This window comes from Mycolicibacter longobardus (assembly GCF_002102265.1).
Classification (GTDB): domain Bacteria; phylum Actinomycetota; class Actinomycetes; order Mycobacteriales; family Mycobacteriaceae; genus Mycobacterium; species Mycobacterium longobardum.
Genome location: NZ_LQPG01000045.1, coordinates 1 through 14,665, shown reverse-complemented (window position 1 = coordinate 14,665; position 14,665 = coordinate 1). Strand labels below are relative to the sequence as shown.

13 protein-coding genes are annotated in these 14,665 nt (G+C 69.2%); 11 read left to right on the top strand and 2 right to left on the bottom strand.

Annotated features, from left to right (window positions below):
- Positions 1 to 10 precede the first annotated feature (10 nt).
- The 11 genes from AWC16_RS20450 to AWC16_RS20400 all read left to right on the top strand — a co-directional run bounded on the left by AWC16_RS20450 (position 11) and on the right by AWC16_RS20400 (position 13,170).
- Entirely contained in the window at positions 11 to 1,186 is a 1,176-nt protein-coding gene (locus AWC16_RS20450) for an enolase C-terminal domain-like protein (RefSeq protein ID WP_085266554.1), read from the top strand.
- A 4-nt stretch (positions 1,187 to 1,190) separates the two neighbouring features.
- Positions 1,191 to 2,120 carry a ketopantoate reductase family protein gene (locus tag AWC16_RS20445; RefSeq protein WP_085266553.1) on the top strand — a complete coding sequence of 310 codons (930 nt, stop codon included), beginning with the start codon at positions 1,191 to 1,193 and terminating at the stop codon, positions 2,118 to 2,120.
- A 64-nt stretch (positions 2,121 to 2,184) separates the two neighbouring features.
- On the top strand, positions 2,185 to 3,006 hold the full coding sequence (locus AWC16_RS20440; RefSeq protein ID WP_085266552.1) for a class I SAM-dependent methyltransferase: 822 nt from the start codon (positions 2,185 to 2,187) through the stop codon (positions 3,004 to 3,006).
- A 90-nt stretch (positions 3,007 to 3,096) separates the two neighbouring features.
- A complete protein-coding gene (locus tag AWC16_RS20435; RefSeq protein WP_085266551.1) occupies positions 3,097 to 3,714 on the top strand; it encodes a TetR/AcrR family transcriptional regulator in 618 nt (205 codons plus the stop codon).
- Entirely contained in the window at positions 3,707 to 4,771 is a 1,065-nt protein-coding gene (locus AWC16_RS20430; protein ID WP_085266550.1) for a DUF1214 domain-containing protein, read from the top strand. Before AWC16_RS20435 ends, AWC16_RS20430 begins: the two co-directional genes overlap by 8 nt.
- The gene (locus tag AWC16_RS20425) at positions 4,768 to 6,033 is read left to right on the top strand and encodes a sulfotransferase family protein (RefSeq protein ID WP_085266549.1); all 1,266 of its coding nucleotides are present in this window, start codon (positions 4,768 to 4,770) and stop codon (positions 6,031 to 6,033) included. Before AWC16_RS20430 ends, AWC16_RS20425 begins: the two co-directional genes overlap by 4 nt.
- 10 nt (positions 6,034 to 6,043) lie before the next feature.
- Positions 6,044 to 7,096, top strand: a complete 1,053-nt coding sequence (locus AWC16_RS20420; protein ID WP_165759280.1) for an NADPH:quinone oxidoreductase family protein — start codon at positions 6,044 to 6,046, stop codon at positions 7,094 to 7,096.
- Between the two features lie 78 nt (positions 7,097 to 7,174).
- Positions 7,175 to 9,745, top strand: coding sequence for a multicopper oxidase domain-containing protein (locus AWC16_RS20415; RefSeq protein ID WP_085266547.1), 2,571 nt, complete (start codon positions 7,175 to 7,177; stop codon positions 9,743 to 9,745).
- 91 nt (positions 9,746 to 9,836) lie between these two features.
- Positions 9,837 to 10,931: a pyruvate dehydrogenase (acetyl-transferring) E1 component subunit alpha gene (gene pdhA, locus AWC16_RS20410; RefSeq protein WP_085266546.1), complete on the top strand. Its 1,095-nt coding sequence runs from the start codon at positions 9,837 to 9,839 to the stop codon at positions 10,929 to 10,931.
- Positions 10,931 to 11,983: an alpha-ketoacid dehydrogenase subunit beta gene (locus AWC16_RS20405; protein ID WP_085266545.1), complete on the top strand. Its 1,053-nt coding sequence runs from the start codon at positions 10,931 to 10,933 to the stop codon at positions 11,981 to 11,983. Before pdhA ends, AWC16_RS20405 begins: the two co-directional genes overlap by 1 nt.
- Positions 11,980 to 13,170, top strand: a complete 1,191-nt coding sequence (locus AWC16_RS20400; RefSeq protein WP_085266544.1) for a dihydrolipoamide acetyltransferase family protein — start codon at positions 11,980 to 11,982, stop codon at positions 13,168 to 13,170. Before AWC16_RS20405 ends, AWC16_RS20400 begins: the two co-directional genes overlap by 4 nt.
- 11 nt (positions 13,171 to 13,181) lie before the next feature.
- On the opposite strand, the gene AWC16_RS20395 is transcribed toward AWC16_RS20400, so the two are convergent.
- Positions 13,182 to 13,940 carry an enoyl-CoA hydratase gene (locus AWC16_RS20395; protein WP_085266543.1) on the bottom strand — a complete coding sequence of 253 codons (759 nt, stop codon included), beginning with the start codon at positions 13,938 to 13,940 and terminating at the stop codon, positions 13,182 to 13,184.
- A 282-nt stretch (positions 13,941 to 14,222) separates the two neighbouring features.
- Positions 14,223 to 14,665: integrase core domain-containing protein (locus AWC16_RS20390; RefSeq protein ID WP_165759213.1), on the bottom strand; the 443-nt coding region annotated here is incomplete at its 5' end.

The window sequence follows — 14,665 nt, the reverse complement described above, 5'->3', positions numbered from 1 at the left end:
GCCACAGCGCATGCGCATCACCGAGATCATCGAGACACCGGTACGCCTGCGCGGCGAGATCGCCAACGCCCTGGTGGATTTCTCCCGGCACACGGTCTCGCTGGTCGCCGTGGTCAGCGACCAGATCCGCAACGGCAAGCCGGTGACCGGGGTTGCGTTCAACTCGATCGGCCGGTTCGCCCAAAGCGGAATCCTGGCCGACCGAATGATCCCGCGGATCCTGCGCGCCGACCCCGAATCGCTGCTTGACGACGCGGGCCGTATCGACCCCGCTCGGGTGCTCGGCTGCGCGCTGACCGATGAGAAGCCCGGCGGGCACGGCGATCGCGCCGGTGCGGCGGCCGCGCTGGAACTGGCCTGCTGGGACCTCAACGCCAAACTCGCCGACGAACCCGCCTACCGCACCATCGCCGGGCATTTCAGCCGCGAGACACTCACCACCGCCGTCCCGGTGTACGCGGCGGGGGGCTATTACTACCCGGGTGACGGGCCGGAGGCCGGCCTGGATCGGCTGCGCACCGAGATCCGCGGCTACCTCGACATGGGCTATGACGCGGTCAAGATGAAGATCGGCGGCGCCTCGATGCGCGAAGACCTGGCGCGCATCGAGGCGGTGATCGACATTGTCGGCGGCGGCGCCCGGGTTGCGGTCGACGCGAACGGCAGGTTCGACGCGACGGCGGCGGAGCAGTGGGCGCAGGCGCTGAGCCCGTATGGCCTGCGCTGGTATGAAGAGCCCGGTGATCCACTGGATTTCGCGTTGAACGCCGCGGTCATCGCCGGCTACGGCGGCGCGGTCGCCACCGGGGAGAACCTGTTCTCGGTGCGTGACGCGACCAACCTGGCGCGCTACGCCGGCATGCGGCCGGGCATCGACATCTTCCAGATGGATGCCGGACTCAGTTACGGGTTGACCGAATACGCCCGGATGATCGAGATGCTCGAACGGCACGGGTTTGATCGTCGCTGTGCCTTCCCGCACGGCGGGCACCTGATCAACCTGCACATCGTGGTCGGCATGGGCCTGGGCGGCTGCGAGTCCTACCCCGGGGTGTTCGCACCGTTCGGCGGCTACGCGCCGGGGTGTGCGCTGACCGACGGGACCATCGCACCCACCGACGCCCCGGGCTTCGGGCTGGAGGAGAAACCCGACCTGTCCGCCGTGATCGCCGAACTGGTGGGATGAGCAGATGAAGATCGCGGTTATCGGATGCGGCGCCATGGGTTCCATCTATGCCGCGAAACTGGCGGCGGCCGGAAACGACGTCCTGGCTGTGGACCGCTCGCGCCCACACGTCGACGCCATTGCCACCCACGGCCTGCGGATCAGCGGGCCGGCGCCCGAGCAGGTGGTGGCCATGCGGGCGACCATTGTCGCGCCGGTCGAGCCGATGGACCTGGTGGTGTTGGCGGTCAAAGCCGCCGACGTCGCCACCGGCGCCGCTCAGGCACTGCCGCTGCTCGGTGAGCGCACACCGGTGCTGACCATCCAGAACGGATTGGGATCAGCCGACACCGTCGCCGACATCGTCGGCGAGGCCCGGGTGGCGGTCGGCATCGCCAGTGGATTCGGGGCCTCACGCCCCGCCCCCGGCCACGTCCACCACAACGCGATGCGGGCGGTCCGGTTCGGCGCCTATGGGGCACTGCCGCTTTCGGCTGTCGAAGACATCGCCCGGGTGTGGTCTGAGGCGGGCTTCGACGCGGCCGCGGTCGCCGACATCGCCGCGATGCAGTGGGAGAAGCTGATCTGCAACGTCGCCTACAGCGCACCGTGCGCGCTGACCGGCATGACGGTGGGGCAGGTCATGGACGACGCCGATGTGGGTCCGATCAGCCGCGCCGCCGCAACCGAAGCCTGGACGGTGGCCCGCGCCGCCGGAATCGGTATCGACGTGCCGGACCCGGTCGAGCATGTCCGGGCCTTCGGTGCGCAGATGCCGGACGCCAAACCGTCGGCACTGCTGGACCACCAGGCCCGCCGGGTCAGCGAGATCGACGTCATCAACGGCGCCGTGGTGCGCAAGGCCGCGCAGGTGGGGGAGCAGGCGCCGGTGAACGCCACGCTGACCGCGCTGGTCAAAGCCGTTGAACGTCAGTGGATAACGCCGCAGGACTGAACACCACGCCGTCCGGCGTTCAGCGTCGTCCACGCGGCTCACGGCGGCGCTAGCCTAGGTTGTCATGACCGATGACAAGGCTCGGGTGGATCTGAGTGGCGCTCCGCAGACCATGCTCGCGACGCTGTACGCCAAGGCGCTGGACGCGGACCTGGACGCACCCATCCTGGGTGATCGCTACGCCAAGCAGGTGGTTGAGCGCATCGACTACGACTGGCGCAAGACCACCATCACCGCGGCCCGATCCCCCTCGGTGACCACCCGGTCGGCGCACTTCGACAACTGGGCCCGCCGGTTCCTGGCGGATAACCCCGACGCCGTGGTGCTGCACTTGGGCTGCGGCCTCGACGCCCGATACTTCCGGCTGCAACCCGGCGCCGGAGTCGACTGGTACGACATCGACTACCCGGATGTCGCCGAGCTGCGCGGGCAGCTTCTGCCGAGCAGCGACCATAACCACGTGGTGGCGGCATCGGTGACCGACCCGGCGTGGCTGGCCGAGATCCCCACCGAGCGGCCGACATTGATGATCGGTGAGGGTCTGACCATGTATCTCACCGAACAGGACGGCGTCGCATTGCTGTGCCGGGTGGTGGAGCGGTTCCCGCGCGGGGAGTTGCAGTTCGACGCCTTCAACTGGCTGGGCATCAAGTCGCAGTGGTCCAACGCGGTGGTCCGCAAGTCAGGGGCGAAGCTGCACTGGGCGATCAACGGCCCCGACGACATTCTGGCCGCGGTGCCCGGTACCCGACTGTTGGAGTGGGTGCGCTGGTTCGAGTCGGACACCTACCACCGGATTCCCCGCGCCTACCGGGTGTTGGGAGCGGTGATGGCCATGGTGCCGGCGACGGCGAACATGGCGCAGTACCACCGCTACGGCTTCTGACCCGTCCCGGTCCTCGGGACACCGTTGACTATTTACGTTACGTAATGTAATCGTTTAAATCGTGAGTTCTCGACGGCGGATGCCGCGACAGTGACGGCGAGCCCAGACCCGGCTCCGGCCGGTCGCGGACGCCCGCGGGATCCCCGCACCGAACAGGCGATCACCGAGGCCGCCCGGCGGCTGCTCGCCCGCGACGGTTATGACCAGGTGTCCATCGAGGCGATCGCGCGCGAAGCGGATGTCAGCCGCCCGACGGTGTATCGGCGCTGGCCGTCCAAGACCCACCTGGTGTTCGACGCGGTCTTCGATGCCGCCGAGGTCGATGATGTGCTGACCAGCTCGGGTGATTTCGAGGCCGACCTGCGTCGGCTCGTGGCCGGGGTGTTCGACTTCTGGCGCTCGCCGGAGGTGGCCGCCGCGGCGCTGGGCATTCTGGCCGATCGCCACCGCGACCCGGAACTGTTCATCCGCACCCAAGCGCTGCTCGACGAGAAGACCCGCACCGCGTTCGGTGCGCTGGTCCGCGCCGGGATCGACCAAGGCGTGCTGGACGCCGACGTCGACACCGAGATGGCCTACGACGCGCTGGTGGGCACCAGCTTCTACATCGCCCAGGTTCTGGCTACCGAAACAGTCGACGCCGCCGCCGAGCGGCTGTGCACCTTGCTGCTGCGCGGAATGAGAAAGAAGGAGAACCCTGATGAGTGACGAGCTATCCCAGGCATTCGGCGACCTGCTCGATGAGGTCCGGGCTGTCGAGCAGCGCCTGCTGGGCGCCGATCCGCCGCTGGAGGAGGCCGACATCCTCGACGGCTACCGGTGGGCACTGAGCCTGCTGCGAGTCGCTTCCGAGGCCTACGTCTGGGGAGATGCCGACAAGCCGATCCTGGTCGACGTGATCGGTCCCTACCTGAAGTGGGGCGGCGACAACTCGGATGCGTTCTACCAGCTGGCGCCGGTCGACCCGAGCCGCAGCTACCGGGTCACCGGCAACCGCGGCGACGCGGTCTATCTGTCCATGACCGTCTACGGCGGCCCCGACGACGGCCGGTACAGCGACCGCATCATCGACACCGTCAACGACCGCGACCTGGGATGCGACGCCGACGGCAACTTCGCGTTCATCATCAGTGCCCAAGAGCAGCAGGGCAATTGGCTCAAGCTGGAGCCGGACGCGGTTTTCATCCTGACCCGCGACTACCTCACGGATCCGGGTACGGATCGGCGGGTGCAGTGGAAGATCGAGGCGCTCGACGACACTCCCCGGCGCCCCGACAGCCGTGCCGAGCTGAGCAGGCGGATGCGCGCGGCACGGACCTGGATCCGCGAGCAGGCCGCCATGGCGCCGGTACGGCTGCCGGCCAATGTGCTGCAGGAGCCGTACCCGGTGCCGAGCCGCACCATCGGCTGGGCCGCCGGTGACGCCGCCTACTCGATGGGGGCCTACGAACTGCAACCGGGCCAGGCGCTGGTCATCGAAGGAACCTCACCGGAGTGCGTGTTCTGGAATCTGTGCCTGTGGAATCCGTTCCTGCACACCTATGACTACACCCGCGAACGCGTCACGATCAACGGCGCGCACGTCACCTATCAACCCGACGGGTCCTGGCAGATCGTGATCAGCGAAACCGACCCCGGGCATCCGAACTGGGTGTCGACCGCCGGCCGGTCGAAGGGCCTGATCTGGCTGCGCTGGTTCCTGCCGGAGGCGACCCCCGACCCGCTGAGCTGTCGGGTCGTCGACGTCGCAGAGTTGGCCTCGTGAGCGCCGCCTCGGCCGCCCGTCCGGCGGCACGTCCGGCGCCGATTCGGCTTGATGACCTCGCCAACCCGGTCTATCCCGCGGCGGCCGCCCCGATGCGTGACGGCTTGGCCGGCTACGGAGCCACGCTGCAGCTGACCCCGGAGGCGCTGCTGCAGGCCGCAACCGACAGAACGGGCCTGGACAACTGGGGCGACAACGCATTCCGGGAACGCCTGGACGTGCTGTGCGCGTCGCTGGTCGACGAAGCCGACCTGTCCGACGTCGGGCGGGCGATGGCGTTCGAGCAACTGGCCGGTCACCTGGTCAACCGGCTGCGGCTGGAAGGCCTGATCGCGGCGAACCCCGAGATCGAAAACGTCGAGATCGAGCGCCCGATCATCATCTGCGGACTGCCGCGTACCGGGACCACGCATCTGCACAACCTGATCGCCGCCGATCCGGCGCTGCGCTACCTGCCGTACTGGGAGAGTATGGAGCCGGTCGCCACTCCGGGCGAAGCCGATCCGCAGGCCCGGCGTGACCGCTGCGCCGTCGGCCTGGATCTGATCAACACCTCGATGCCCGAGTTCAAGCGCATGCACGACATGACCGTCGACCACGCGCACGAAGAGATCCAGCTGCTGGCCAACGACATCTCGGGAATGCTGTTCGAGTGCAGCTATTTCTTGCCGACGTTCGCGCAGCACTACAAAGCACACGATCAGAGCGCGTCGTATGCCTATATGAAACGCACGCTGCAGGCGCTGCAATGGTTGCGCGGCGGCACCCGCTGGGTGCTCAAATCGCCACAGCATCTGGAACAGTTCCCGGCACTGTATGCGACCTTCCCCGACGCCACTTTCGTTGTCACCCATCGTGATCCGGTGGAGGTGACACGGTCGATGGCGACCATGATCAGCTACGCCATGCGAATGGGCTGCGACCGACCCGACCCGGTCAAGATCTCGGCGTACTGGCTGGACCGGGCCGATGACCTGCTCACCGGATGCCTGCGCGACCGCGACGTGCTGCCGGCGGAGCAGTCCGTCGACGTGCGGTTCGAGGACTTCATGGCCGACGAGGATGGCACCGTGGCTGCCATCTACGAACTCGCGGGCCAGCCCCTCGACGTCCGGGCGCAAGAAGCGATGACGCAGTTCCGGATCGACCACCCGCGCGGCCGCTACGGCGCAGTTGACTATCGGCCCGCCGACCTGGGACTGGATGCCGACGAGATCGCAGACCGACTGCGCGACTACCGAAACCGATTCGTCGCCGACTAAGGGAGAAACCATGAATCAACCGATCTCCGCTGACGCCTGGGTCGCCACCGAACTCGGTGACCCGGCCAAAGTGCTGGCCCGTCAGACCGTCGAGGTGCGCGCGCCCGGGCCCGGCGAAATCCGGGTCGCCGTCAATGCGTTCTGCCTCAACTTCAACGACATCGACATCATCCAGGGCCGCTACACCACCCTGCCGCTGCAGCCGCCGTTCGTGCCCGGAATGGAGACGGTCGGTGTGGTGGAAAGCGCGGGCCAGGGGGCCGAACATCTCATCGGCCGGCGCATCGTCGGCATCCCGGTGATGGCCTTCGGCGGGTACGCCTCCTACGCGATCGTCGACGCGGCAACCGCGCTGGATCTGCCGGACTGGGTCAGCGACGTCGACGGCGCCGCCCTGCACTACCCGTTCCACCTGGGCTGGTTCGCGCTGCGGGAACGCGGCCGACTGCAGCCCGGGGAGACCCTGCTGGTGCACGCCGCCGCCGGTGGAACCGGCTCGGGCGCACTGGTGCTCGGAAAAGCGCTGGGAGCCCGGGTGATCGCCACCGCCGGCAGCGACGAGAAAGTCGAGTTCTGCAAGGAACTCGGTGCCGACCATGCGATCAACTACCGCGACGGCGACTGGGTGGAACAGGTCGTGGAGCTGACCTACGGCCGCGGGGTCGACGTCGCATTCGACGCGGTCGGCGGCGACGTGGCGGTGCAGACGTTCCGCTGCATGGGCCTGGGCGGCCGGTACCTGATGGCCGGCTTCGCGCAAGACATCTCGCTGGAGGACGGCGACTACCTGTCACCGCGGCCGATCGCCTACAGCAACTTCGACGTGTGCGGCGTCTGCCTGGTCTACGTCAACGACCCGGTGGCAATCCGCCGCACCTTGGGCTTCAACTGGCCGGCCCGCTCGGAAGGACTGGACGCCCACGCGAAGATCCTGGAGATGCTGCGCACCGGCAAGATCCGCACCGTCGTCGGTGCCGAGGTTCCCTGGACAGAGCTGCCGAATGCCTTGGAGCGCATGGCCGCCCGGCAGACCACCGGCCGACTGGTGGTCACCACCGGTTAGGCCGGGTGACACATCTGACTCATCTCGGGGTCCAAGGGCACTTTCTCCCGGTGACGCGGTGACCGTAGCCTGGCGGTCATGATCCAGTTGGGTGCGCCATCACCCGCGGCGCCGGCCGTCAAACCGGGCCGGCGGGGCGGGCCGCGGGGACCGGTGTTCCTGGGCGCCAACATCGTGGTGCTGGGCTGGCTGGCCGTCGCGGTGACGCTGCTGCTCGCGCACAACGCCCTTGCACACCCGATCTGGCTGCCGGTGCACGCCCTCCTGCTCGGCGCCGCCAGCAACGCGATCGTGATCTGGTCGGGCCACTTCACCACCACGCTGTGCCGGGTTCCCGACCCTCCGCGGTGGCATCTGGTGGTCAAGCTGGCACTGCTCAACCTCGCCGTCATCGCGACCCTGGCCGGCGTCGTCTTCAATGCCGAGACCCTGACCGGCATCGGCGGCGCGGGCGTGGCCGTGGTCGCCCTCGCCCACGGCGCCGGGCTGATCCCGATGAAGAAGTCCGCACTGTCGGCGCGCTTCGACTACCTGGTCGGCTTCTACCTGGCCGCCGTCGCGGCCCTGCTGGCCGGATCGGCGGCCGGTGCGGCCATGGCCTCCGGTGTTGCCCGGTGGTACGCGCGGTTGTGGACCACCCATGTGCACGTCATGCTCTACGGCTGGATCGGGCTGACCGTGGTGGGCACACTTTTCACCCTGTGGCCCACCACGATCCGGGAGAAGATCACGCCGCGCAGCTTCGCGATGTCCCGCCGTGCGCTACCCACCCTGACGGCGGCCCTGGCCGTCACCACCATCGGTCTGCTCGCCGGCAGCTGGTGGCTGACGGCGGCGGGTCTGCTGGGCTACGCGGCCGGAGTAGGGCTTTCCATCGTCGGGCTGTGGCCGGGGCGCAGCTTCACCGGACCTGCGGCCTGGATGCTGGTCGGCGCGACGACCTGGCTCGGTATCGCCGTCGTGGTCGAGGTGATCAGGCTGATCGCGGCGCGCTCCGTCGATGTGTTGCCCGCACTTGTGGAGAACACCCTGCTTCCGCTGCTCGCGGTGGGCTTCGTCGCCCAGATCCTGCTCGGCGCGTTGAGCCAGCTGCTGCCAATCCTGGTGGCCAACGGCCCGCCGGTCCGCAAGGCCGTTATCGGCTACCTGGACCAGGGCTGGCAGGTGCGGGTGTGCGCGATCAACGCCGCCGTGCCGCTGGTCGCCGGGCCGTGGCGGGGGGCGCTGCCGCTGATCGGCTGGGTGTTGGCCGCGGTCGCGGTCGCAAGTTTCGTGCTGCTGGCGCTGCGGCTCGCTTTACCCGTGGCATTACGCGGCCCCCTCGACATCGACGCGATCAAGCCGCATTCCGCCGCGGTGACCGGGGCGGTTGCCGTTACGTCGGCGGCCGCGGTCGCCGTGGCGCTGACACTGGGGGTGGGCGGCGCCCCGGGGTCCTCGGGGGCCACCGGAATCTCCGGTGCGGCACGCACCGTCGACGTCACGCTGAACAACATGCGGTTCTCCCCGGACGTGATCGACGTGCCGGCCGGAACCCGGCTGGTGCTGCGGGTCACCAATGTCGACGGACTGCCGCACGACCTGCGCGTGGACACCGGCGAGCACACTCCGCGGCTGCGCCGCGGCCAGACCACCGTGCTGGATCTCGGTGCGGTGCACCAAGACAGGGACGTGTGGTGCGACGTGCCGGGCCATCGGGCCGCCGGAATGACGATGACCATCCATGCCGTCGGCGGCACGCCGCGCCATGCGCACACCGGCGGCGGTTCGCCGGCAGCCACCGCCCTGGACCTGGCCGCCGATCCGTCGCCGGACTGGACACCGCATGATGCGGCGCTGGCCCCGGCGGCGCCGGGCGTGCATCGGGTGGAGCTGCGCGCCGTGGACCGGGAACTGGAGATCGCGCCGGGCCGCCGCGAGATCCGCTGGACCTTCGGCGGTGCCGAGCCGGCGCCGACGCTGCGCGGCCGGGTCGGGGACACCTTCGAGATCACCCTGATCAACGACACGACCATGGGTCACGGCATCGACTTTCACGCCGGAGCCCTGGCCCCGGACCAACCGATGCGCACCTTGGAACCGGGGCAGCGGCTGGTCTACCGGTTCACGGCACGACGGGCCGGCGCCTGGCTCTACCACTGCAGCACGCCGCCGATGACGCTGCACATCGCCAACGGCATGTACGGCGCGGTGATCATCGACCCGCCCGGCCTGCCGCCGGTGGACCGGGAATACGCCCTGGTCGGCGCGCAGCTCTACGCGGGTGCACCGGATTCCGACGCCAAGACCACCGCGATCCGAGCCGGGCAGCCCAACGGCTGGATGTTCAACGGCACCGCGGCGCAGTACATGCGCGCCCCACTGCCGGCGCACACCGGTGAACGGGTGCGCGTCTGGGTGGTCAACGCCGGCCCGGGCGACTCGATCGCGTTCCACGTCGTCGGGACACAGTTCGACACCGTCTACAAGGAGGGCGCCTGGTTGCTGCGGCCCGCAGATCCGGGCGGTTCCCAGGCGTTGGACCTGGCGCCCGCCCAGGGCGGCTTCGTCGAGCTGACCTTCCCCGAGCCCGGCCACTACCCGTTCATGGATCACGACATGCGGCACGCCGAGAACGGGGCGCACGGGGTTTTCGAGGTTGCGGGGTAGCAACCCGACACGGCGGCGCTGCCAACCCGCACAGAACCTGGGCAGTCGGTGCTCGCTGGCATAATGGGATCAGCGTCACAAGGAGGCTCGCATGGGCCAGCTGCCAGGCTTTACCGGTCCCGAGGTTGCCCTTGACCCTGTGCAGCTGATCGGGCCGGATGGCGCGCCCACCACCGAGAATCGCTACAGCCGCGACCTGCCCGAAGAAACCCTGTGCTGGCTGTACGAGCTCATGGTGCTCACCCGCGAGCTCGACACCGAATTCGTCAACCTGCAGCGCCAGGGAGAGCTGGGCCTGTACGCGTCCTGCCGCGGTCAGGAGGCGGCCCAGATCGGTGCCGCCGCGGGCCTGCGCAAAACCGACTGGTTGTTCCCGCAGTACCGCGAGCTGGGGGTTTTCGTGACGCGGGGAATCCCGCCGTGGCACGTGGCGTCCGCCTGGCGCGGCACCTGGAACGGCGGGCTGGAGTTCACCGCGAAATGCTGCGCGCCGATCTCGGTGCCGATCGGCACCCAGGCGCTGCACGCGGTGGGCGCGGCGATGGCCGCCCAGCGCCTGGATGAGGACTCCGTCACCGTGGCCTTCGTCGGTGACGGCGCTACCAGCGAGGGCGACGTACACGAGGCGCTGAATTTCGCCGCGGTGTTCGCCACCCCCTGCGTGTTCTACGTGCAGAACAATCAGTGGGCCATCTCGGTACCACTGCGCAAACAGACCGCCGCGCCGTCGTTGGCCCACAAGGCGATCGGCTACGGCATGCCGGGCATCCGGGTGGACGGCAATGATCCGCTGGCCTGCTACGCGGTGATGGCTGAAGCCGCCGAACGGGCCCGCAGCGGCGGGGGACCGAGCCTGATCGAGGCCGTCACCTACCGGCTCGGCCCGCACACCACCTCCGACGACCCGACCCGCTACCGCAGCGGCGCCGAACTCGAGCACTGGGCGGCGCTGGACCCCATCCCGCGCTACCGCACCTACCTGCGCAACCTCGGCGTGTGGTCGCAGCGCCTGGAGGACCGGGTTGCCGCCCGGGCGAAGCGGGTGCGCACCGAGTTGCGGGACGCCACGGTCGGTGCCGCCGACGCCGACATCGACGAAGTATTCACCGCCGTCTACGCCGACATCACCCCCGAACTGCAGCAGCAGCGCGAGGCGCTGCGTGCCGAGTTGGCCAGGGAGCGCTGATGACCCAGATCCTCGAACCGCCCACCCGCTCGTCGACCCCGGCAACCGGGTCTGCGGGAGCGAGCGCGCGCACCGAACAGCTGACCATGGTGCAGGCACTCAACCGCGCGCTACATGACGCGATGGACGCCGACCCGAAGGTTCTGGTGTTCGGCACCGACGTCGGTGTGCAGGGCGGCGTGTTCCGGGTCACCGAAGGGCTGACCGAAACCTTCGGAGAGCAACGCTGTTTCGACACGCCGCTGGCCGAATCGGCGGTGATCGGCATCGCCATCGGGCTGGCGGTGCGGGGCTTCGTGCCGGTCCCGGAGATCCAGTTCGACGGATTCAGCTACCCGGCATTGGACCAGGTGGTCAGCCACCTGGCCAAGTACCGCACTCGGACCCGCGGCGAGATTGCCATGCCGGTCACCGTGCGCATCCCGTCGTTCGGGGGAATCGGAGCGGCCGAACACCATTCGGAATCCACCGAAACCTACTGGGCGCACACCGCCGGGCTGAAGGTGGTGGTACCCGCCGACCCGTCGGACGCCTACTGGCTGCTGCGGCACGCCATCGTCACACCGGACCCGGTGATGTTCCTGGAACCGAAACGGCGGTACTGGGCCCGTGGGAACGTCGACACCGAGCATCCGGCGCCGGGCATCGGGCATGCCGCGGTACGCCGGTCCGGCACCGACGTCACGGTGCTGACGTACGGCGGCGGAGTCGCCACCGCGCTGTCCGCCGCCGACATCGGTGCGCAGCATCACGGGTGGAGCCTGGAAGTGGTCGACCTGCGTTCCCTGGTCCCGCTCGACTTCGACACCGTCGCGGCGTCGGTCCGGCGCACCGGGCGTTGCGTGGTACTGCACGAGGGGCCGCGCAACCTCGGCTACGGGGCCGAGTTGGCCGCCCGCATCCAGGAGGAACTGTTCTACGAACTGGAGGCACCGGTGTTGCGCGCCAGCGGATTCGACACGCCCTACCCGCCGGCCCGGCTGGAACGGCTGTGGCTGCCGGGGCCCGACCGGCTGCTGGACTGTGTGCAGCGTGTCCTGGAGGCGCCGTGAGCACCGGAGTGATCAAGACCTTCGCCGTTCCCGACCTCGGGGAGGGGCTCGAAGAGGTGACGGTGACCAGCTGGGACGTGGCCGTCGGCGATCAGATCGAACTCAACCAGACGCTGTGCACGGTGGAGACGGCCAAAGCCGAGGTGGAGATCCCCAGCCCGTACGCCGGCCGGGTCGTCGAACTGGGCGGCGCCGAGGGCGACGTGCTGCCGGTCGGCACGCCGCTGGTGCGCATCGACACCGGACCGGCGGCCGAGCCCGCCGACACCGCCGCGGACGGGCGCACCCCGCTGTTGGTCGGCTACGGCGCCGACGACACCTTCGACACCAGCCGCCGCACCTGCACGTCCACTACCGGGCGGCCCAAGGCCAAGCCGGCCGCCCGTAAGCTCGCCGCCGAATTGGGAGTCGACCTGGCCGGGGTACCGCCCGGCCCGAGCGGGGTTATCACCGCCGACGGCGTGCTGGAGGCGGCAGGAACCGCGCCGGCCGGCGACGATCTGCGCCCGCTGAGCCCGGTGCAGGCGGCCATGGCTGAACGGATGGCGCTGTCCCGCAGCAGAATTCCCGATGCTCACGGAAGCGTGCAGGTCGACGGGGCCAACCTGCTGCAGCTGCGGGATCGGCTTGCCGAGGCCGGCGGCGCGGCGATCACGCCGTTCGTGCTGATCCTGCGACTGCTGGTTGTCGCCCTGACCCGGCACCCGGTGCTCAACTCGACGTGGGTCGACGCCCCCGACGGCCCGCGGATCCGCACCCATCACGCCGTGCACCTGGGTTTCGGCGTGGCCGCGCCCCGCGGCCTGCTGGTGCCGGTGGTGTTCGACGCGCAGCGCAAGACCACGCGCGAACTCGCCGACTGCGTGGCCCGGCTGATCGCCGATGCCCGGGCCGGCACCCTCAAACCGGCTGAACTGCAGGGTTCGACGTTCACCGTCTCCAACTTCGGTGCCCTTGGCCTCGACGACGGGGTGCCGGTGATCAACTACCCGGAGGCGGCCATCTTGGGAATGGGTTCGCTGAAACCGCGGCCGGTGGCCGTGGGCGATACCGTCGCCGTCCGTCCGCAGCTGACCCTGACGTGTGCCTTCGACCACCGTGTTGCCGACGGCGCGCAGGTCGCCGAATTCCTCTGTGCGCTGCGCGATCTGATCGAGAAACCGGATCTCGCGCTGTTGGACCTGTAGCCAGAACGCCGTTATCTGCGCCGCGCGGACGCCAGCCGGGCCGCGAAATCCGGTGACTCGACGGAGGCGGCCTGCGGGCCCAGTTCGGTGCGTTTGGCGAACTCGTGCTGGTCGCCCTCGATGGCGCCGGGGCTCGCGGTGGCACGCATCGTCGCCTTGGTCGCCAGGACGACCTCCCGAGGTGCCGACGCCGGCCCGGCGGCCAGCGCCAGCGCCGCGGCGACCGGGTCCTCGTCGGTCTGCAGGGCCAGCCCGTGACGCACCGCGGCCTCGGCGTCGAACCGCATGCCGAACAGCAGGGCGGCGCGGGCCACCTGAGGCCCCACCGCCCGATGCAGCATCCAGGTGGCACCGCCGCCGGGGTGCAGCCCCAGCTGCTGGAAGCGGGCATCGAACAGTGCCGCCGGGCCGGCGATCCGCACGTCGGCCGCCAGCGCCAGGTTCAGTCCCGCGCCCACCGCCGCCCCGTTGACCGCGGCGATGGTGGGCAGCGTGCACTGCGCGACGGCCATGAAGCCGTCGTAGAGCGCCAACAGGCCGGCCTCGGTAGCCACGCCGAGGGCCGACAGGTCCGCGCCGGCGCAGAACGCCCGGCCGGCACCGGTGATCACCACCGCGTGCACCCCGGGGTCGGCTTCGGCCCGTTCGACGGCGGCCCGCAGTTGCGCCGACATGGTGCCGGTGACTGCGTTGCGCCGGTCGGGATCGTTGACGGTGACCAGCGCCACGCGGTCAGCGACGCGGTACAAGACGAGATCGGAAGGTGTCATCACCGATGACGGTACTGCGGCGGGCCGGTCAGCCGATCAAGGCGACGATGATGCCGGACACCACCGCCACGGCGACCATGAAGGCGGTGAAGAGGATGATCGTACGCTCGTGGCTCATTGGCCTACCTTTCCCGATTTAACCGGCATCTTCGCCGTTCTGCGACGCATTGTCACCCCAACGCGGGGTTTTCGTGCTCCGCCCCAGCTGACGTGCCAGCTGACGTGCCCCTGTTCGACCTCGGTTGATCCTTGACGGATCGTCTTCGGTTGATCCTTGACACCCTAGGTTAATGATGGTGCCTGTTCGCGGGTGCGGAAGGCCCGTTTGTTTCTTACCTCGCCGTGGCTGGTTCGCGCGGCGGTCTTGACCAGATCGTCGCCGATGAAAAATCGCAGCAGGTCGCCGTCGACGTGGACATCGCAGCGGGCGCCGGCGTGGTGGGCTCCGACGCTGACTTGCTGCCAGGCCACGCTGACGACCCCGTTGGTGGTGACCCGACGTGACACCCAGTCATCACCGCTGCGATCGACGACCATCGGCGCGCTGGGCCGCGCCGGTGCCCCCGCCGGGCCCGGGGTGAACCGCTCAACCGGGGTGATCATGTCGATTCCTTGGTGCGGGCGGGCGGTGTTGTAATAGTCAACCCACTCGTCCAACGCCTGCTGTGCAGCCTTTAAGTTAGTGAAAGGCATTCGTGTACTGAGGAATTCAGCACGCAAACTGC

Bases quoted from the DNA above. Each gene is read 5' to 3' on its own strand.
- AWC16_RS20450 (WP_085266554.1), top strand. From the start codon at position 11: ATGCGCATCACCGAGATCATCGAGACACCGGTACGCCTGCGCGGCGAG.
- AWC16_RS20445 (WP_085266553.1), top strand. From the start codon at position 1,191: ATGAAGATCGCGGTTATCGGATGCGGCGCCATGGGTTCCATCTATGCC.
- AWC16_RS20440 (WP_085266552.1), top strand. From the start codon at position 2,185: ATGACCGATGACAAGGCTCGGGTGGATCTGAGTGGCGCTCCGCAGACC.
- AWC16_RS20430 (WP_085266550.1), top strand. From the start codon at position 3,707: ATGAGTGACGAGCTATCCCAGGCATTCGGCGACCTGCTCGATGAGGTC.
- AWC16_RS20420 (WP_165759280.1), top strand. From the start codon at position 6,044: ATGAATCAACCGATCTCCGCTGACGCCTGGGTCGCCACCGAACTCGGT.
- AWC16_RS20415 (WP_085266547.1), top strand. From the start codon at position 7,175: ATGATCCAGTTGGGTGCGCCATCACCCGCGGCGCCGGCCGTCAAACCG.
- pdhA (WP_085266546.1), top strand. From the start codon at position 9,837: ATGGGCCAGCTGCCAGGCTTTACCGGTCCCGAGGTTGCCCTTGACCCT.
- AWC16_RS20405 (WP_085266545.1), top strand. From the start codon at position 10,931: ATGACCCAGATCCTCGAACCGCCCACCCGCTCGTCGACCCCGGCAACC.
- AWC16_RS20395 (WP_085266543.1), bottom strand. From the start codon at position 13,940: ATGACACCTTCCGATCTCGTCTTGTACCGCGTCGCTGACCGCGTGGCG.